This is a genomic window from Mycobacteroides chelonae, from assembly GCF_016767715.1.
GTDB lineage: Bacteria > Actinomycetota > Actinomycetes > Mycobacteriales > Mycobacteriaceae > Mycobacterium > Mycobacterium gwanakae.
In genome coordinates this window covers 1,832,927-1,850,194 of sequence record NZ_CP050145.1, presented here as the reverse complement: position 1 = coordinate 1,850,194, position 17,268 = coordinate 1,832,927, and the positions used below count along the sequence as shown (strand labels likewise).

The 17,268-nt window shown below is 65.0% G+C and carries 17 protein-coding genes; 8 read left to right on the top strand and 9 right to left on the bottom strand.

The annotated features are described in order from the left end of the window. Positions 1–27 precede the first annotated feature (27 nt). From HBA99_RS09165 to HBA99_RS09155, 3 genes are read left to right on the top strand one after another with little or no spacing between them, the layout of a single operon-like run. On the top strand, positions 28–1,449 hold the full coding sequence (locus HBA99_RS09165) for an acyl-CoA carboxylase subunit beta (protein WP_030095369.1): 1,422 nt from the start codon (positions 28–30) through the stop codon (positions 1,447–1,449). Then, complete coding sequence (locus HBA99_RS09160) at positions 1,446–2,279, top strand: alpha/beta fold hydrolase (RefSeq protein ID WP_070951183.1); 834 nt, start codon at positions 1,446–1,448, stop codon at positions 2,277–2,279. The genes HBA99_RS09165 and HBA99_RS09160 overlap by 4 nt, the downstream gene beginning before the upstream one ends. A 59-nt stretch (positions 2,280–2,338) precedes the next feature. Continuing rightward, on the top strand, positions 2,339–2,746 hold the full coding sequence (locus HBA99_RS09155; RefSeq protein ID WP_070951184.1) for a DoxX family protein: 408 nt from the start codon (positions 2,339–2,341) through the stop codon (positions 2,744–2,746). 5 nt (positions 2,747–2,751) lie between these two features. Here HBA99_RS09155 and HBA99_RS09150 read toward each other — a convergent pair whose 3' ends face one another. Beyond that, complete coding sequence (locus tag HBA99_RS09150) at positions 2,752–3,282, bottom strand: DUF3145 domain-containing protein (protein WP_070951185.1); 531 nt, start codon at positions 3,280–3,282, stop codon at positions 2,752–2,754. A 178-nt stretch (positions 3,283–3,460) separates the two neighbouring features. Next, complete coding sequence (locus tag HBA99_RS09145; protein ID WP_070951186.1) at positions 3,461–4,279, bottom strand: serine hydrolase domain-containing protein; 819 nt, start codon at positions 4,277–4,279, stop codon at positions 3,461–3,463. Between the two features lie 24 nt (positions 4,280–4,303). Between HBA99_RS09145 and HBA99_RS09140 the strand changes: the two genes are divergently transcribed. Continuing rightward, positions 4,304–5,392 carry an S-(hydroxymethyl)mycothiol dehydrogenase gene (locus HBA99_RS09140; protein ID WP_070951187.1) on the top strand — a complete coding sequence of 363 codons (1,089 nt, stop codon included), beginning with the start codon at positions 4,304–4,306 and terminating at the stop codon, positions 5,390–5,392. Between the two features lie 7 nt (positions 5,393–5,399). On the opposite strand, the gene HBA99_RS09135 is transcribed toward HBA99_RS09140, so the two are convergent. After that, on the bottom strand, positions 5,400–6,464 hold the full coding sequence (locus HBA99_RS09135) for a GGDEF domain-containing protein (RefSeq protein ID WP_070951188.1): 1,065 nt from the start codon (positions 6,462–6,464) through the stop codon (positions 5,400–5,402). 75 nt (positions 6,465–6,539) lie between these two features. Here HBA99_RS09135 and HBA99_RS09130 point away from each other — a divergent pair, with 75 nt between their 5' ends. After that, positions 6,540–7,913 (top strand): styrene monooxygenase/indole monooxygenase family protein, encoded by a 1,374-nt coding sequence (locus HBA99_RS09130; RefSeq protein WP_070951189.1) that lies wholly within the window; start codon positions 6,540–6,542, stop codon positions 7,911–7,913. Here HBA99_RS09130 and HBA99_RS09125 read toward each other — a convergent pair. From HBA99_RS09125 to HBA99_RS09110, 4 genes are read right to left on the bottom strand one after another with little or no spacing between them, the layout of a single operon-like run. After that, on the bottom strand, positions 7,910–9,664 hold the full coding sequence (locus HBA99_RS09125) for an AMP-dependent synthetase/ligase (protein ID WP_070951190.1): 1,755 nt from the start codon (positions 9,662–9,664) through the stop codon (positions 7,910–7,912). The genes HBA99_RS09130 and HBA99_RS09125 overlap by 4 nt on opposite strands. Continuing rightward, positions 9,661–10,872 (bottom strand): lipid-transfer protein, encoded by a 1,212-nt coding sequence (locus tag HBA99_RS09120; protein WP_070951191.1) that lies wholly within the window; start codon positions 10,870–10,872, stop codon positions 9,661–9,663. Before HBA99_RS09120 ends, HBA99_RS09125 begins: the two co-directional genes overlap by 4 nt. 8 nt (positions 10,873–10,880) lie before the next feature. Then, positions 10,881–12,041 (bottom strand): acyl-CoA dehydrogenase family protein, encoded by a 1,161-nt coding sequence (locus HBA99_RS09115; RefSeq protein ID WP_070951192.1) that lies wholly within the window; start codon positions 12,039–12,041, stop codon positions 10,881–10,883. Further along, complete coding sequence (locus HBA99_RS09110) at positions 12,041–12,859, bottom strand: CoA transferase (RefSeq protein ID WP_070951193.1); 819 nt, start codon at positions 12,857–12,859, stop codon at positions 12,041–12,043. The genes HBA99_RS09115 and HBA99_RS09110 overlap by 1 nt, the downstream gene beginning before the upstream one ends. A gap of 81 nt (positions 12,860–12,940) precedes the next feature. On the opposite strand from HBA99_RS09110, the gene HBA99_RS09105 reads away from it, so the two are divergent. After that, positions 12,941–13,525: a TetR/AcrR family transcriptional regulator gene (locus HBA99_RS09105; RefSeq protein ID WP_070952275.1), complete on the top strand. Its 585-nt coding sequence runs from the start codon at positions 12,941–12,943 to the stop codon at positions 13,523–13,525. Here the strand turns inward: HBA99_RS09105 and HBA99_RS09100 are convergent. Beyond that, on the bottom strand, positions 13,509–14,429 hold the full coding sequence (locus HBA99_RS09100) for an alpha/beta fold hydrolase (RefSeq protein WP_070951194.1): 921 nt from the start codon (positions 14,427–14,429) through the stop codon (positions 13,509–13,511). The two genes, HBA99_RS09105 and HBA99_RS09100, sit on opposite strands and share 17 nt — an antisense overlap. Positions 14,430–14,531: 102 nt before the next feature. On the opposite strand from HBA99_RS09100, the gene HBA99_RS09095 reads away from it, so the two are divergent. Next, positions 14,532–15,173, top strand: coding sequence for a TetR/AcrR family transcriptional regulator (locus HBA99_RS09095; RefSeq protein ID WP_131822794.1), 642 nt, complete (start codon positions 14,532–14,534; stop codon positions 15,171–15,173). A gap of 72 nt (positions 15,174–15,245) precedes the next feature. Further along, on the top strand, positions 15,246–16,748 hold the full coding sequence (locus HBA99_RS09090) for a carotenoid oxygenase family protein (RefSeq protein WP_234798034.1): 1,503 nt from the start codon (positions 15,246–15,248) through the stop codon (positions 16,746–16,748). On the opposite strand, the gene HBA99_RS09085 is transcribed toward HBA99_RS09090, so the two are convergent. Next, positions 16,745–17,257 carry a MarR family winged helix-turn-helix transcriptional regulator gene (locus HBA99_RS09085; RefSeq protein ID WP_070952277.1) on the bottom strand — a complete coding sequence of 171 codons (513 nt, stop codon included), beginning with the start codon at positions 17,255–17,257 and terminating at the stop codon, positions 16,745–16,747. The two genes, HBA99_RS09090 and HBA99_RS09085, sit on opposite strands and share 4 nt — an antisense overlap. Positions 17,258–17,268 lie beyond the last annotated feature (11 nt).

Here is a 17,268-nt window from a genome sequence, read left to right as displayed (position 1 = left end):
CAAGTATCCGATTTAGAGAGGCTCAAGATGACGATCCTGGCTCCCGAGGCCATCGACGAATCGCTCGATCCGCGCGATCCGTTGCTCCGGCTGAGCACGTTCTTCGATGACGGCACCGTCGAGCTGCTGCACGAGCGTGACCGCTCGGGTGTGCTGGCCGCCGGTGGCACGGTCAACGGAGTCAGGACCATCGCCTTCTGCACCGATGGCACCGTCATGGGCGGCGCCATGGGTATCGAGGGGTGCCGTCACATCGTCAACGCCTACGACACCGCCATCGAGGAGCAGAGCCCGATCGTGGGTATCTGGCACTCCGGCGGTGCCCGTCTGGCCGAAGGGGTTTCGGCCCTGCACGCCGTCGGGCTGGTCTTCGAGGCCATGATCCGCGCCTCGGGTTACATCCCGCAGATCTCGATCGTCGTCGGCTTCGCCGCCGGCGGTGCGGCGTACGGCCCGGCACTGACCGACGTCATCATCATGGCGCCGGAGAGCCGCGTGTTCGTCACCGGACCCGACGTGGTCCGCAGCGTCACCGGCGAGGACGTCGACATGGCCACCCTGGGTGGTCCCGAGGCCCACCACAAGAAGTCGGGTGTGTGCCACATCGTCGCCGACGATGAGCTGGACGCCTACGCCCGTGGTCGCAAGCTGGTCGGATTCTTCTGCCAGCAGGGCGTTTTCGATCGCAACCGCGCCGAGGCCGATCACACCGATCTGCGCGCGCTGCTGCCCGAGTCGGCCAAGCGGGCCTACGACGTGCATCCGATCGTCAACGCGCTGCTCGACGGGGACGACCCGTTCGAGGAGTTCCAGGGCAAGTGGGCACCGTCGATGGTCATCGGCCTGGGCCGCCTGGCCGGTCGTAGCGTCGGCGTGCTGGCCAACAACCCACTGCGCCTGGGTGGCTGCCTGAACTCCGAAAGCGCCGAGAAGGCAGCGCGTTTCGTGCGCCTGTGCAACGCGTTCGGCATTCCGCTGATCGTGCTCGTGGACGTGCCGGGCTACCTGCCTGGTGTGGGCCAGGAGTGGGGCGGCGTGGTGCGTCGCGGCGCCAAGCTGCTGCACGCGTTCGGTGAGGCCACCGTTCCGCGCGTCACGCTGGTGACCCGCAAGATCTACGGCGGTGCCTACATCGCCATGAACTCCCGCTCGCTGGGCGCCACCAAGGTGTTCGCGTGGCCGGACGCCGAGGTCGCCGTCATGGGCGCCAAGGCCGCCGTGGGCATCCTGCACAAGAAGCAGCTGGCCGCCGCCCCCGAAGAGGAGCGCGAGGCCCTGCATGAGGAGCTGGCTCTCGAGCACGAGCGGATCGCCGGTGGCGTGGATCGTGCCATCGAGATCGGCGTCGTCGACGAGGAGATCGAGCCGTCGCAGACCCGCGCGGTACTGACCCGCGCCCTCGCCGAGGCGCCGTCGCGGCGCGGCCGGCACAAGAACATCCCGCTGTGACGGCCGGCACCACGGTCACGGTCGACGGACACCGGCTGGCATATCGCCAGTTCGGTTCCGGGGACCGCGTTGTGGTGCTGTCCCACGCCTTCCTCACCTCGCACTATCTGGAGCATGCCTGGGCCAAGGAATTGGCCGAGCGTGGTTTTCGGGTGATCTGCCTGGATCTGCTCGGCACCACCGCCGATGAGCGCCCGCTCGAGCCGGACCGTTACAACTCACAAGCCTTGGGCCGCCAGCTCATCGGCGCCCTGGATGCCCTGGGTATCGAGCGCGCGGTGCTCGGTGGCACCTCCGTCGGCGCGAATATCTCGGTGGAGGCCGCGGCGTTGGCACCCGAGCGGGTGGCCGGACTGCTGCTGGAGGGTCCGTTCCTGGAACACGGTATCGGCGTCGCCGGTTACCTGTGGTCCGCCGGGCTCACCCTGTTCACTCTCGGTCGGCCGCTGGTGTGGCTGGTAGGCGCGGTGGCCCGATCGTTCCCCGAAACCGAGCAGCCCACGCTGGGCTTGATTCGCTCGTTCCTGACCGCCCCGCCGTCGCGCTCGGCGGCGTTCATGAAGGGCATGCTGGTGGGCCGCATGGCACCGCCACGCGCGATACGGCGGGCGGTTGATGCGCCCACCATGATCCTCTCGCTTACCGCGGACCCGCTGCACCCGGCGGCGGACGCACACAATCTCGCCATCGATATTGTTGGTGCGCAAGTGGTTTCGGCCGGAACGTTGGCCACCTTGCGGTTCTGGCCGCGCCGGGTGACACCCGCGATCGTGAGCTTCCTGGTGGAGACGTTCGGCATCGACGTCGCCACGCGACAAGCCGACGCCTAGCTATACCCGTACTGTTAGAGTGACGTTTCGTTCACATAATCGACAAGGGAGTCTGGGGAATGGCACTTCGGCGTAAGAAGGCACTCAAGTTGCTTGTCGACGGTCAGCCGACCGCGACGCTCGTGACGACGAAGGTCGGGCCGAGCCTGTTCCAGCGACTGTCGGCGCTCATCGAGAATCTGGTGCGTCTGGGCGTTCGCCTCGCTGGCATCGGATTCCGGGCGGGCGGCGCCGGACTGGCAGCCACCGGTGTCGCGCATTTCGTAGCACCCCAACCGTTCGAGTCCATCTCCAAGGTCGCCTTCCCGGAGGACACTCGCCGCTGGGTGTACCAAAACGGCTTTACCGAGCTGCTGCTCGGACTCGCGCTGGCCTTCCGCCGCACCCGTATCGTGGGCAGCCTCGGCGGCCTCGCCTACATCGGGTTCCTGATCAGCCGCGTGATCGGCAACGCGAACAAGGGGTAACCGGCTTAGCCGACTCCGCGCAGCCAGGTCACCTCGGCACCGTCCCCGCCACTGCGGTACGGCTCCAGCGCGTCATCCCACGCGGTGCCCAGCATGTTGTCGAGCTCCGAGGCGATGCTGCCTGCGTCGGATTCCATCAGCCCGCGCAGGCGCATCTCGCTGACCATGATGTCGCCGTTGGCGCTGGTGCTACCGCTCCACATGCCCAGCTGTGGCACGTGACTGAAGCGCTGGCCGTCCACGCCATCGCTGGCGTCCTCGGTGACCTCGAAGCGCAGCACGGGCCACGAGCGCAGGGCGTTGGCCAGGCGCGCACCCGTACCGACGGGGCCTACCCAGTTGGTGACGGCGCGCAGCTGCCCCGGCATGGCCGGTTGTGCCTGCCAGCGCAGCGAGACTTCCGCCGGACGGCTCGATGAGATCGACGACAGGGTCGACGACAAAGCCCACTCGACGTGCGGGCACACCGCAGCCGGAGAGGCATGGACATACACCACGCCGGTTGTCGAGTCGGCGAACTGAGGCGACGCGTGCATTCGTAGTGCTCCTTTGTCTTCGACGAGGACGTCTTCCCCAACGACTCGCGAAGCTTTCAGAGCGTGTTACCGAATTACACCAATGTGCCTTGTGACACCATTGTGCCCTGTGGTGCGCGTGTTGCGCCAGTCCTAAGCCCCAATTTGAGGTAACGGCTTCCTGAGAGTTTGAGAACCTCTACCCGAACTCGGCCAGCACCGTGTCGGACAACTGTGGCCACAGCTGGTTGGCCCAACCGTCGAAGGGCCGGTCGGTCAGCACGACGAGGGCCAGGTCCGTGACCGGGTCCACCCACAGGAACGTGCCGGACTGCCCGAAGTGGCCGTAGGTGGCCGGTGAATTCTCGGCGCCCGTCCAGTGCGGAATCTTGGTGCCCTTGATCTCGAAGCCCAGGCCCCAGTCGTTGGGACGCTGCACGCCGTAGCCGGGCAGCACACCGTCCAATCCCGGGAAGACGACATTGGTCGCACGCTGATGCGTCTCGGCTGTCACCAGACGCGGACGCAACAGCTCTCCGGCGAAGGCCACCAGGTCCACGACGGTGGACGCTCCCCCGTATCCGGCGGTGTCGGCTCCGCCAGGCAACACCGTGTCCCCCATACCGAGTGGCTCGAACACCGCCTCATGGAGGTACTGACCGAACTCGATGGTGGACCCGGCCTGCACCGTATGCGCCAGCACCGCGAAGCCATAGTTCGAATACACCCGGCGAGTGCCGGGCTTGGCGATGACGGCGTCGGAGAGCATCGACAGGCCTGAGGCGTGCGCCAGCAGATGTTCGACGGTCGAACCGGGCGGGCCGGCCGGTGTCGCAAGCTCCACGGCACCTTCTTCCAGCGCCACCTGTGCGGCCCGGGCCACCAAGGGTTTGGTGACCGACGCGAGCGCGAATTGGTGCGTGACAGGGCCGGTTTGGGCCCTTATCCCCTCCGGCCCCACCACCGCGGCGGCGACGGTGGGTACTGGCCAATCGGCGACGAGGTCGAGGGCACCCATGCTTGGGACTGTAGCGTCTGACGCATGTCTCAAACTGTGCGCGGTGTGATCGCTCGGTCGGTGAAGGCTCCGGTGGAATTGGTGGACATCGTGGTTCCCGATCCGGGCCCCGGTGAGGTTGTGGTGAAGGTGCAGGCGTGCGGTGTCTGCCACACCGATCTGACCTACCGCGAGGGCGGTATCAACGACGAGTTTCCGTTCCTGTTGGGCCATGAGGCAGCCGGGATCGTGGAGACCGTCGGCGAGGGCGTAACCGCGGTCGAGCCGGGTGATTTCGTCATCCTGAACTGGCGTGCGGTGTGCGGGGTGTGCCGGGCCTGCAAGCGCGGACGCCCGCAGTACTGCTTCGACACGTTCAACGCGACCCAGAAGATGACGTTGACCGACGGCACCGAGCTGACCCCCGCCCTGGGCATCGGCGCGTTCATCGAGAAGACGCTGGTGCACGCCGGCCAGTGCACCAAGGTCGACCCCACCGCCGATCCGGCCGTGGTCGGCCTGCTGGGCTGCGGTGTGATGGCCGGTTTGGGTGCCGCCGTCAACACCGGCAACGTCGGCCGTGATGACTCGGTCGCGGTCATCGGATGTGGCGGGGTCGGGGACGCCGCCATCGCCGGCGCCAAGCTGGCCGGGGCACGCAAGATCATCGCCATCGATACCGACGACACCAAACTGGCCTGGGCCAAGGACTTCGGCGCCACCGACACCATCAACGCCCGCACGGTCGAGGACGTGGTAACCGCGGTGCAGGAACTCACCGATGAGTTCGGCGCCGATGTCGTGATCGATGCGGTGGGCCGCCCGGAAACCTGGAAGCAGGCGTTCTACGCCCGCGATCTGGCCGGCACCGTCGTGCTGGTGGGAGTGCCCACCCCCGACATGAAACTCGAGATGCCGCTGATCGACTTCTTCTCCCGCGGCGGATCGCTGAAGTCCTCCTGGTACGGCGACTGCCTACCCGAACGGGACTTCCCGACACTGGTCAGCCTGTACCAGCAGGGCCGCCTCCCCCTGGATCGCTTCGTCACCGAACGCATCAGCATCGGCGATATCGAAGAAGCCTTCGAGAAGATGCATCACGGGCAGGTGCTGCGCTCGGTGGTCGTGCTCTAACGGCGGATCAGTGCTGGGGATCTAGCATCCCGCGCGAGCTTTTCACCTTGTACAGCTCGTAATCTGCCTGTTGGACAAGCGAATCCAGGTCAAATCTGCCTCCGGTTCGCGACTGCCAGGCGGCGCCGACGCTGACGCTCCACGAGTCGATCCCCGCGCGTGGGGTACTCACACGGCGAATGGTGGTGTCGATGTTCTCGGCGCGGCCGGGAAACGCCACCACCAGAAATTCGTCACCGCCGATGCGGGCGGCGATCTCGCCGACCCGTGTGCTCGCCGTGAGCATGGCTGCCACTGCCTTCAAGATCTCATCGCCGGCGCCGTGGCCGCGGGTGTCGTTGAGTTCTTTGAGCCCGTCCACATCCATCAGGACCACCACCACGTCGACGGCGTCGACGCGGCCCCGGTGCAGCAGGTCGATCGCGGTGGTGACACCACGACGGTTCAGCAGACCCGTCAGCGGATCACGGTTCGCCGAAACCGCCGCCGCCAGGATCGAGTCTCGGCCTCCTTCGAGCACCACCTGGATGATCGCCGGCAGCAGCACCACGGCGGCCAGGGCGGGTGCTCCGTAGGTGAACTGCTCCGACCAGGTCGCACCGTCGACCAGGATGTTCATCGCCACCAGCACACCGAACAACGCCAAGGCGAACCCGCAGTGGATCACCAGTGCGCGCCTACCCAGGAAAAACGTGGGAAGAAGGCCCACCAGCCCCAGGTACACGACCGCGCACAGTCTGGCGGTCGGGTCGGAAAACACCGCGGCGGCTATCGCCAGAGTCACGTCTGCCCACGCCACGAACGCGACCATGCCGCGCCGAGTCGGCCACGATAGGAAGATCCAACACAGGCCGACGATCACTGCCATGGCGGCCGCGATGGCCTGGATCGTACGAGGCCACACCCCCTGTGGGCCCAACGGGTTGAACTGGGTAGACCCCGCCAACAGCACGATCGAGAAACACAGGACCCCGATGCCAATCTTCAGCTGCCTCAACAGCCCGGCGCCTCGAAGCGCATCGGTAACCAGCAGGTACTGAAACCCTGGCTCGAGCTGTTGCCGATTTTGCACACCCGATTATGGACCTTGCAATCACCATGAGCAGGTGCCTTTCGCGCATAAGATCGCACGCCGATAGTGGCGTGCATGACGACACGACATGGGCGCACGGCGGCGATCATCGGCGCCGGGCAGACCGGCGCCACGGCTGCTCTGGGACTGCTGGACAAGGGTTTTGACGTCACCATCTACAGCGACCGGGACCAGCGGAGTTTGCGTGAGGACGTGCCCGCGACGGGCACCGCGCTGATCTTCGGCGAGGCCCAGCGCGCTGAGGCCGGTCTGGGGCTCACCAGCTACCTGGATCCGGGGCCCACCTCTACCGGGCTCAGCGTGCGCCTGGTCGACGGCAACGAATCCGGCCGCCCCGAGGTCATCGCGTTCGATGCCGACTTCGATCGGGGCACCCAGGGTGTCGCCGTCGATACCCGGCTCAAGGCCGATGATCGCCTCACCCAGTTCCAGGAACGTGGTGGACGTCTGGTGGTGGAGCAGGTGGATCCGGAAAGGCTCGACGCGATCGCCGGCGCGCACGACCTGACGCTGGTGGCGACCGGCCGCGGCGGGTTGTCCTCTCTGTTCCCGGTGGATCCCTCGCGCACGGTGTATGACCGTCCCCAACGCCGGCTGCTCATGCTGACCGTCGCAGGCCTTGGGCACGGGCCCGATGTCTTCGCGCACCGGGGGCCTGCTGGTGGACGCCACAGCGCGTTCTCGTTCATCACCGATCAGGGCGAGGCGTGGTGGGGCCCCTATTTGCATAAGGACGCCGGGCCGTCGTGGTCGTTCCTCACTTGGGCCAAACCCGGTAGCGACTGGGAACGGCGGTACTCCGCCGTCGACAGTGCCGCCTCTGCCCTGCAGGCCGTCACCGATGTGCATCGTGAGTACATCGACTGGGACTTGCCGGAAGTGTTATCGCTCAACGTCATCGAAGAAGACCCGCATTCGTGGATCACCGGCGCGGTCACCCAATTGGTGCGGCACGGAGTGGGGCACACCGCCGGCGGACATCCCGTGGCGGCGCTCGGTGATACGGCCGTGGCCTATGACCCGATCGCCGGTCAGGGTGCACAAGGCGGCCTGGTGCAGGCGGCCGCACTGGTCCACAAGGCCGCCGCACACGACGGCCCCTTCGACACTGCCTGGCTCACTGCGGCTTTCGAAGAGTTCTACGACCGGCGGGCACGTGCCGCGCAGCTGGTGACCCGGCTCTATCTCGGCGATGACGAGCTGCACGACTACGGCGACCTGTTCTTCGCGGCGGGTCATGTCCACGAGGGATTCGCATCCAAACTCTTCGGCCTGCTCGACGATCCGAAACCCTTCGAGAGAGTCACCTCGATCGAGTCGGCCAAGGAGCTCATCACCGAATGGGCCGGGGAACCCGCCGATGCCATCCTGGAACGGTTCTCCCCCGCCGGCCGGTTCGCCCGGTCCGGGCTGGTGCGCGCCGCCTAGTACATCGAATCAATGACGTCGCGATAGCGTTCGGCGATCGGCTTGCGTTTGAGTTTAGTTGTCGGCGTGAGGTATTCCGACCCTGGCTCCCATATCTCGGCCAGCACGGTGAACCTCTTGATCTGTTCGACGCGCGAAAGGGTGCGGTTGGCGTTCTGCACACATTCGTCGATCGCCGCACGCACCGTCTCATCGGTGATGAGATCAGCGTGCGACCCACTCAGGCCGCGTTTTTCGGCAAAGCGTGCCAGCGCATCGGGGTCCAGCGTGATGAGCAGGGTGTTGTAGGGCCGTCGATCCCCGATCACGGCCACCGGACCGGCCAAGGGTGTGCTCGCCGTGATCGCGTTCTCGATGTTGGTCGGCGACATGTTCTTGCCGGCCTCGTTGATGATGATTTCCTTCTTGCGATCGACGATCTTGAGATACCCGTCCGCGTCGAACTCGCCGATATCACCGGTGTGTAGCCAGCCATCGGAATCGACAGTTTCGGAGGTCTTTTCCGGCATCTTGCGGTACCCGCGCATGATGTTCCGGCCACGCAACAACACCTCGCCATCGGAACCGAGTGATACCTCGACACCCGGAACGGGCACACCCACTGTGCCGATCTTGATCCGATCGGGGCGGTTGATCGTCCCCGCGCAGGTGCATTCCGTCATGCCATAGCCCTCGCAAATCGGGATGCCCAGAGCCAGCAGGTATTCGTGGACCTCGATGGGAATCGGTGCCGCACCGCTGGCGCCCACCTTCACCTGATCCAGGCCGATCCGGGAACGAATCGACGACAGCACCAGGCGGTCGGCGAAGGCGTACCGGACCTGGTCGAGAACACCGAGCCGCTGGCCTTCGGAGGTGGCGCGGGCCTTTCGGCGGCCCACTTCAATGGCCCAGTGCGCCAGGGTTCGCCGCAGCGGGCCGGCCTCCTCCAGCGCCGCGTCGAGCCCCATTTTGGCCTTCACCCAGACGCGCGGCACGCCGAGAAAGAGGGTCGGGCGCACGTCGGTCAGCGCGGTCAAGACCGCCTTGGGGTCCGGGACGGTGGTGATCTGCAGGCCGTACAAAAGATTCTGATAGTGCGTGAGCCAGCGGTTGGCGGCATGGGCGTCCGGGAGATACGAGACCGCGCGGTCGTCGAACCCGAGCGGCCCCAGCTCCTCGGTGATGCGGGCGTTCTCGATGAAGTTGGTGTGCGTCAGCTCGACGCCCTTGGGTGGACCGGTGGTTCCCGAGGTGTAGACAATGGTCAGCACGTCATCCGGACGCACCGATTGCCAGGTGCCCTCGAAATCGAAATCCACGGCGGGCGTGAGTGATTCCAACGCCACCGCACCTTCGGATGCACCGTCTACGCAGACAATGTGTTCGACCTTGCCGCCCTGGCCGACCGCCGCGCGGAGCTGCGGTAGAAATTGCCGCTCACAGATGACCACCCGGTTGTCGGCGTTGTCGAACTGATACGCCAAGATCTCGGCCGGGTTGGTGTTGTAGACGGAGAACGGCGTTGCTCCACAATGCAATACCGCGGTGTCACACAGGTGAAACTCCGGCCGGTTGGTCAGCATCAAGGCAACGGTGTCACCCGGACCGACGCCCAGTCCGGCCAGGGCCGCAGCGATCTCGCGGACCCTGTCCCGGTACTGCCTCCAGGTGATGGTCACGCCGTCACCGACGGTGCGCAGCGCGACCCTCTCCGGGTACTGTGCGGCGGTCTTCTGGAACGCCTCACACAGCGTCGCCGCGCGGGTCACCGATTGGCCGGGCGGTACGCCGTGACGACCACTGAACCGCCGAGGCCGATGTTGTGCTGCAGCGCCACCCCGTCTTTGGTCGCGGCACCGGCGACCTGGCGTTTGTCGGCCAGCCCACGCAACTGCCAGTTCAACTCCGCGCATTGGGCCAGCCCGGTGGCGCCGAGCGGATGCCCTTTGGAGATCAAGCCGCCCGACGGGTTGACCACCCACTTACCGCCAAAGGTGGTCTCCTCGTTGTCGATCAGCTTGCCGGCCTCACCCTGCTCGCAGAACCCCAGCGCCTCGTACACCAAGACCTCATTGGCCGAGAAGCAGTCATGCAGCTCCACCACATCGATATCCTCGGGACCGATCTGGGCCTGCTCGTACACGGTCGCGATGGCCGCCTTGTTCATGTTCGCACCGACGATGCCCGCCGCGGTTCCGTCGAACGTATCGGCACGGTCGGTGACTGTCGCCTGCCCCACGATCTCGATCGCCTGCTCGGCCAGTCCGTGTTTGTCCACGAAGTCCTCGCTCACCACCACCGCGGCCCCCGAGCCGTCGGAGGTCGGTGAGCACTGCAGCTTGGTCAGCGGACCCACGATGGTGCGCGAGGCCAGGATGTCCTCGAGTGAGTACTCATCCTGGAATTGGCTGTATGGGTTGTTGACCGAATGCTTGTGGTTCTTGTAGCCGATCCACGCCAATTGCTCGGCGGTCAAACCATATTCACGCATGTACTCCTCGGCCGCCGCGGCGAACATCCACGCGGTCATCGGGAACTGCGGCTGACTCAGCTCACCCAGGGCGGTGATCTGCGGCATGAGCGGCGACTCACGATCGGTGAACTTCATACCCAGCGAGCCGGGCTCCATCTTCTCGAATCCCGCCGCCAGTACGGCATCGGATTGGCCGGTGCGAATAGCGTTGGCCGCCAAGAATAGTGCGGTCGATCCTGTCGAGCAGTTGCTGTTGACGTTGTAGATCGGGATTCCGGTGTGGCCGAGCTCGTAAAGGGCGCGGTGTCCCGAACACGAATCACCGTAAACGTTTCCGATGAATGCCTGCTCAATGTCGTCGTACCGCACACCGGCATCATCGAGCGCCTTGGTACCGGCCTCCTTGACCATGGCCGGGTAGTCCCAGCCCTCGCGCCGTCCCGGCTTCTCGAACTTGGTCATGCCGACGCCGACGACGAAGACCCGGTTGTCGTTCTTACCCATGATTCTCCTTACAGCGATCGACTGATGATTTCTTTCATGATTTCGCTTGTGCCACCGTAGATTTTGTTTACCCGGGCGGCCGCGTAGGCTCGTGCGATCGGGTATTCCATCATGTACCCGTACCCACCGAAGAACTGCACACACCGGTCGACCACGGACACCGCCTTGTCGGCAGCGATCAGCTTGGCCATCGACGCGGTGGCGGGGTCGTTGCTGCCGTCGATGTACTGCTGGATGCAGTAGTCCACCGTGGTCTTGATGGACAGCACCTCGGCTTTGAGTTCGGCCAGCTGGAACTTGGTGTTCTGGAACTTGATGAGCGGCTTGCCAAATGCCTCGCGCTCCTTGGTGTACTTGATGGCCTCGATCAAGGCGCCCTCAGCCATTCCGGCACACACGGACGCAATGATCAGCCGCTCGCGGGCAAGCTGCTCCATGAGCTGATAGAAGCCCAGGCCATCCTTCTCGCCAAGACGGTTGGCCACCGGCACCCGCATATCGGTGAAGAACAGCTCGCGGGTGTCCTGGCCGTGTTGGCCCACCTTTTCCAGCACCCGGCCGCGCTCGAACCCGGGCAGGTCCTTGGTTTCCGCGACGATAAGCGAGACACCCGCCGCCCCCTGGGACGGATCGGTCTTCGCCACGATCACCAGCAGATCGCAATGGGTTCCGTTGGAGATGAATGTCTTCGATCCGTTGACGATGTAGTGATCACCATCGGGAATCGCCGTGGTGCGTATCGCCTGCAGGTCCGATCCGGTGCCCGGCTCGGTCATCGCGATGGCGAGCACCAGATCTCCACTGATGATGCCCGGCATCCAGCGTGCCCGCTGTTCTTCATTGCCATAGGTGTTGATGTAGTGCGCCACGATCGGGGAGTGCACGGCCCACCCGGTGGAGGTGTCCTGCGCGAGCGCAAGCTCCTCGCCAACCACTGCGGAGAGGCCGAAATCTCCACCGGCACCGCCATACTCCTCGGGCAGGTCCAGGCCAAGCAGGCCGGCATCACCCATCTTGTTCCAGAATTCGCGATCCACTTGGTGCTGCGCACTCCAGCGTTCCTGATTGGGTGTGGACTCCTTGCGCAGGAATTCGGCGGCGTGCTTGCGCAGGTCGCGGTGCGCATCAGTCTCCCAGGATGCACGGTAAGCCGGGAACAGTTCGGACATTACTTCACTCCATTCAGTGGGATATCAGCCTCGGCGGCAATGATTTCCAGTTCGGCGATGGTTTTTCCGGAGAACGCGGCACGCAGGCTTTCGTGCGTGCCGTCTGCCCCGAATGTCTTCAGGGTGCGCGCGAAGAAGTGCGATTCGAGCGCGCCGAGCGCGACGTGCCCATCGGCGCATTCGTAGATTCCGTATCCGGGGAACGCACCGCCCAGGATCGCCTTATCCCCCATCAGCCCGTGACGTACCGCCCCGCCGGCCCAGGCCGCGGCATCTGCGAGCGCGACACGGTAGGCGGCGCCGCCACCGGATCGGGCACGCGCCTGTAATGCGGCCAGCGCGGTGCTCACCGCGCGTTCGGCGCCCAGCAGATCGGCCAGCGGCACCTTGGGCATATGCGGCGGTGTCAGTGTGCCCTGTGCCGCTTGATAGTTGAGGTCGTGCCCCGGATCGTCGGCGAGAACTCCGTCGTGTCCGACAATTTCGATGAGCGATAACCGTGGGAACTGCTCGTGCGGTGCCGCCAGCCTCAGGCGCTGCAGCGCCGTGGGCCGCATCGAGGTGATCAGCAGGTCGGCATCGACCAGCAGCTCGTCAAGCTTTGCGCGGTCACCCGTGTCCTTGAGGTCCAGCGTGACGACCGTCTGCTGCCCGGCGAGCTCCGCATACCAACCGGCCGCGGCCCGCGCCAACGGGTCACCGCCGGGAGGCTCCACCTTGGTGACCGAGGCACCAAACTCGGCCAAGCGGGCACATGCCGCGGGACCAGGCAGATTGATCGCCAGAGACACCACATTCACGCCGGTCAGGGGCAGCACTGTCAGAGACCTCCTCGTCGAGACGATACAAGTGTATCGTTTTAGATTCGTTTGTAAAGGGGGTGCGGTAGCATGGACCTCATGGCAAACCCGCGCGCGGCCGACGAGGACCTGACCGCGAAGGCCCGTATTCGCAATACGGCACTGGATCTCTACGCCCAGTACGGCGAGGAGCGAATCTCACTACGCGCGGTGGCATCCGAGGCCGGAGTGACTCTCGGGTTGGTGCAGCACCATTTCAAGACAAAGGCAGGCCTGCGTGAGGCGGTTGACCAATTGGTGGTCGACTACTTCGTCGAGACGCTCCGATCGGTCGAGGCCGAGAAGGACCCACGCAAGCTCGCCGCCGCCCGCGATGCGGCGGTACGACGCATGCTCGAGGCGAACCCGCCCGTCGTGAACTATGTGCGCCGGGCGGTGCTGGAACCTTCCGATGAACAGATGCATCTGCTCGACGCACTGATCGGGCTGACCCGAGACGAGGTGGCCACACTTCGCAGGGAGGATATGGCACCTACCGACCGCGCCGAATCGACTCAGGTGGTCTCCGTACTGGTTCGCCAAATGGGCGACATGTTGCTGCAGCCGCTCATCGATGCCGCCTGGGATCGCGTGACCCCCGGAAAGACCCGCAAGCCCACGCTCTCGATCAAAGTGCTCGACTGATCGCAGCGCTCTCCCCTACCCGCAGTAGCCGTTCCACCTCGCTGTTGAAGATCGAGATCTCTTCGATGTTCACGCAGTGGCCCACGCCTGGGACCTTCACGTAGTCAAAGAGATACCCCTTGGCGGATAAGCGCTCGGCGATGAGGTCCGAAGACGCAACGGGTGTCAGGCGATCGTCGGTGCCGACGAGGACGGTGGTCGGCACCGTCAGCGAGTCCAGACCCGACAGCACGTGCAGGTGGCCCAACGCCGTGAGCCAGATCGCACGAGTGAACCGGTCGGTGGTCGCCACGATCCCGAGCACGAAGTCGACCACGGCGCGCGGCGTCCGCGCAGCGACCACCATCCGGCGCGCCGCGGGGCGCAGCAGCCAGGCCGGCGGCAGGGGGATCGGCATGGTGCGCCCGCGTCGGAGCAGTGGGCGACGAAGTGCCGCGAACCTGTGCGCAAACGGCACGATTCGCGTTTGGGCATCGAACTTTTGGGCCACGGTATCGGTGAGCAGAACCGCCTTGGCGTACTGCCGCACCAATCCGGGATGGCGTTGCGCCCAGGCCATGATGGTGATTCCGCCGAAACTGTGCCCTACCAACACCGCACGCCGCCCGCGCACCGTGGCCGCGAGCACCTCCGCGAGGTCGTCACCCAGCACCTCCGGGCTCACCCCACGCGCGCCCAGGAAGCTTCTGCCGAAACCCCTTTGGTCATAGGCGATAACGCGATACCGATCGGCGAATTCATTGATCTGGGCATTCCAGTATTCGACCCGGCAGGCAAATCCGTGGATCAGGACCAGGGGCGGCCCATCCTGCGGGCCATAGCAGCGCACATGGATCCGGGCGCCATCAGCCGTAGCGACCTCCGTGAGGCCGAACGGAACATCGGGATCGCGCAGGGTCGTCATTGACCGTCCTTACAAGGCAATACAACTAATAAAGGAAACGATACATTTGTATCGCACGAGTGAATTCCTGGCAAGAAGACGCCGGACGGTTACGGTGTTCGAGTGCCACCACGCAAATCCAGTGCGTCAGGACGCAGCCCAGGATACCGCCCCACCGACGACGAGCTCCTCGATCTGGTGCTGCCGGTTATCGCCGAATATGGTTGCGGCGCAGTGACTATGGAGCAGATCGTGGCCACCGGCGAGGTGACCAAGCAGACGTTGTACGCACATTTTGGCTCCAAGGACGGGCTGCTCATCCGGCTCGTCAGCCGCGAGGCCGCCTTGATGCGCACGATCTTCGACGACGTGTCGATGCCAGAGAACATCGACCTGAACGATCCGACGGCATCACTGAGCGCCGCCCTGGAGCCCTTCTTCGTCCATGCGGCCGCCCGCCCACTGGGCATGCGATTACTGGCCGATTCCACCGCGCCTCGGGTGCCCGGGTTTGACGAGCAGGTTCTCACCGACGCCGTATCCCGCATCATGTCCGTCTTTCAGCTCGGGGATCCGGCGCAGGACGAGGCCGCGGCACACCGTCGCCTGCTGCTGGCGACCATGAGTGCACGCGCCATCATGTCGGGAGTGCTGACCGCGATCACCCACCACATCGACCCTGCGGTGGCGGTGCGCACGTGCGCGACCTTCATCATCGCGGGAGTCTCGGCCGCTTATCCGGCCGCGCTGATCACCGACTCGTAGTCGCCAGTTTCGGGCCTTGCCATACCCCTTCATGAGGTCTACCGTCGAGCTTGACCAAACGTTCTAGCTTCAATGACGCAGCCCAAGGATGTCGATATGGCCATAGACCTACTTTCCGACGAATACGTGCTCCCGGTCGATCGGGAGACGACGGCGACCGCTTTGCGCGTCACCGGTGAGATACCGAAGTTCCTGAATGGGCGCTACGTCCGCACCGGGCCCAATCCCCTACCCGGACAATATGACCCCAACAACTACTCGGTGTTCGGCGCGACCGGCGACGGCATGGTGCACGGCGTGCGGCTGCGCGATGGCCGCGCCGAGTGGTACCGCAGCCGCTGGGTGCGCACGCCGAAGGTATCTCGACTGCTCGGCGAGAGGCCGAAACCGGCCAACTACCGGGCCGGTGTGACGACGGTGTCCCCGCAGACGAATGTGTACGGCTTTGCCGGCAAGACGATCGTCAGCGCCGAGGGCGGTCTGGCCCCCTACGAGCTAAATGATGACCTGGAGACCATCGGAACCTGCGATTTCGGCGGCACGCTCGAAAGCGGTTACACCGGGCATCCCAAGCTGGATCCGGTCAGTGGCGAGTTACACGCAGTCACCTACCAACTCGTCGGGCCGGCAGTGGCGCGTTATGTGGTGATCGGCCCCGATGGCACGGTGCGCAGGAGCGTGCCCCTGGACGTGCCGGGCAGGCCACTACTGCACGACATCGCCCTGAGCCAGAACTACGTGATGATCTTCGACTGCCCGCTGGTGATCGACCTCAACCTCCTGACCCGCCGTATCGCGCCACCATTCGTCAGCCGCATAGCCGCCGGGCTATTGGGGCGGTTCGAGCCGCCCGCGTTGCTCGGTCCGCTGGTGGCCCGGGCACCCTTACCTAAGACCGCCGAGGTACCGCTGCGCTGGAAAGCCGGTCATCCCAGCCGCATTGGGGTGATTCCCCGTCAGGGCCCCGCGACGGTGCGCTGGTTCGAGATCGAACCCTGCTATGTGTTCCACACCCTTAACGCGCACGAGGACGACGGCACCATCGTCATCGATGCCTGCCGGATCACCGGCCCCGACGAGGACTCGGAGTACAACATCGCCGACGTGCTGGGGACGGGGCGCCCACGGCTGCACCGATGGGAGGTCGACCTGGAGACCGGAGTGGTCAAAGAATCATGGACGGACGAACGCCTCCAGGAGTTCCCCATGGTCGACCCACGGCGGATCAGCCTGCCGCACCGATACGGATTCACCACCAGCATCGGCGACACCGATATGGACACCCTGGAAAGCCTCGATGACGCACGTGCCGCACTGATCCGCTACGACCTCACCGGCGGCGGCACCGCCGAACACAAGCTGGAGGCCGGACACATTCCCGGCGAGTTCTCCCCCGTGCCGCGTTCCGCGGATGCCGAGGAGGGTGACGGGGTGCTGATCGGATATGAGTACGACCGCAGCACTCAACTGAGCAACATGTTGATCGTCGATGCTCAGTCGATGGAAAAAGTTGCGACCGTTCACCTTCCGGCGCGGATACCCTTCCAGTTTCACGGCAACTGGATACCGGCCTAGCCCCCGGCCGCCACGATCCGCACACCGTCCCTACCGGAGGCCAGTAGGTCCTGCAGCACCTTCTCGACAACCTGCAGGTCGGCATTGCTGTAACGCTGCAAGAAGTCGCGCACGCCATGCTCCATCTCCTCGTGCAGGGTGCTGTGCACGTTGACGACGATGCCGCCGTCAGCGGTCACGATGAGCTCAATCTCCTTGCGGTTACCGGGAATCGGCACACGTTCGACCCAGCCCGCGTCCACCAGCCGCTGCACATGCTTGGACACCGTGCCCTTGAGCTGGCCCGAGCGCGCCGCCAGACCTACCACACTGACCGGCCCCTCGGCGATCGCCGCCAGCAGATGTAGCGACAGTGTCGGCAGCGTTCTGATGAGATGTTCCATCCGGGGTGGGCACCGCTGCGCCATGAAATCGCGTTCAGCATCAGAGTCCTCGTCCGGTTCGAACTTGTCCCCCACCGCACCCACCAGCGTGTTGATGCTGGCGATCAGCGCCGACTTGGTTTTCATGGAAACCATAT

Bases quoted from the DNA above. Each gene is read 5' to 3' on its own strand.
- HBA99_RS09130 (WP_070951189.1), top strand. From the start codon at position 6,540: ATGACGACACGACATGGGCGCACGGCGGCGATCATCGGCGCCGGGCAG.
- HBA99_RS09115 (WP_070951192.1), bottom strand. From the start codon at position 12,041: ATGTCCGAACTGTTCCCGGCTTACCGTGCATCCTGGGAGACTGATGCG.
- HBA99_RS09085 (WP_070952277.1), bottom strand. From the start codon at position 17,257: ATGAAAACCAAGTCGGCGCTGATCGCCAGCATCAACACGCTGGTGGGT.
- HBA99_RS09100 (WP_070951194.1), bottom strand. From the start codon at position 14,429: ATGACGACCCTGCGCGATCCCGATGTTCCGTTCGGCCTCACGGAGGTC.
- HBA99_RS09120 (WP_070951191.1), bottom strand. From the start codon at position 10,872: ATGGGTAAGAACGACAACCGGGTCTTCGTCGTCGGCGTCGGCATGACC.
- HBA99_RS09140 (WP_070951187.1), top strand. From the start codon at position 4,304: ATGTCTCAAACTGTGCGCGGTGTGATCGCTCGGTCGGTGAAGGCTCCG.
- HBA99_RS09105 (WP_070952275.1), top strand. From the start codon at position 12,941: ATGGCAAACCCGCGCGCGGCCGACGAGGACCTGACCGCGAAGGCCCGT.
- HBA99_RS09090 (WP_234798034.1), top strand. From the start codon at position 15,246: ATGACGCAGCCCAAGGATGTCGATATGGCCATAGACCTACTTTCCGAC.
- HBA99_RS09155 (WP_070951184.1), top strand. From the start codon at position 2,339: ATGGCACTTCGGCGTAAGAAGGCACTCAAGTTGCTTGTCGACGGTCAG.
- HBA99_RS09145 (WP_070951186.1), bottom strand. From the start codon at position 4,279: ATGGGTGCCCTCGACCTCGTCGCCGATTGGCCAGTACCCACCGTCGCC.
- HBA99_RS09150 (WP_070951185.1), bottom strand. From the start codon at position 3,282: ATGCACGCGTCGCCTCAGTTCGCCGACTCGACAACCGGCGTGGTGTAT.
- HBA99_RS09165 (WP_030095369.1), top strand. From the start codon at position 28: ATGACGATCCTGGCTCCCGAGGCCATCGACGAATCGCTCGATCCGCGC.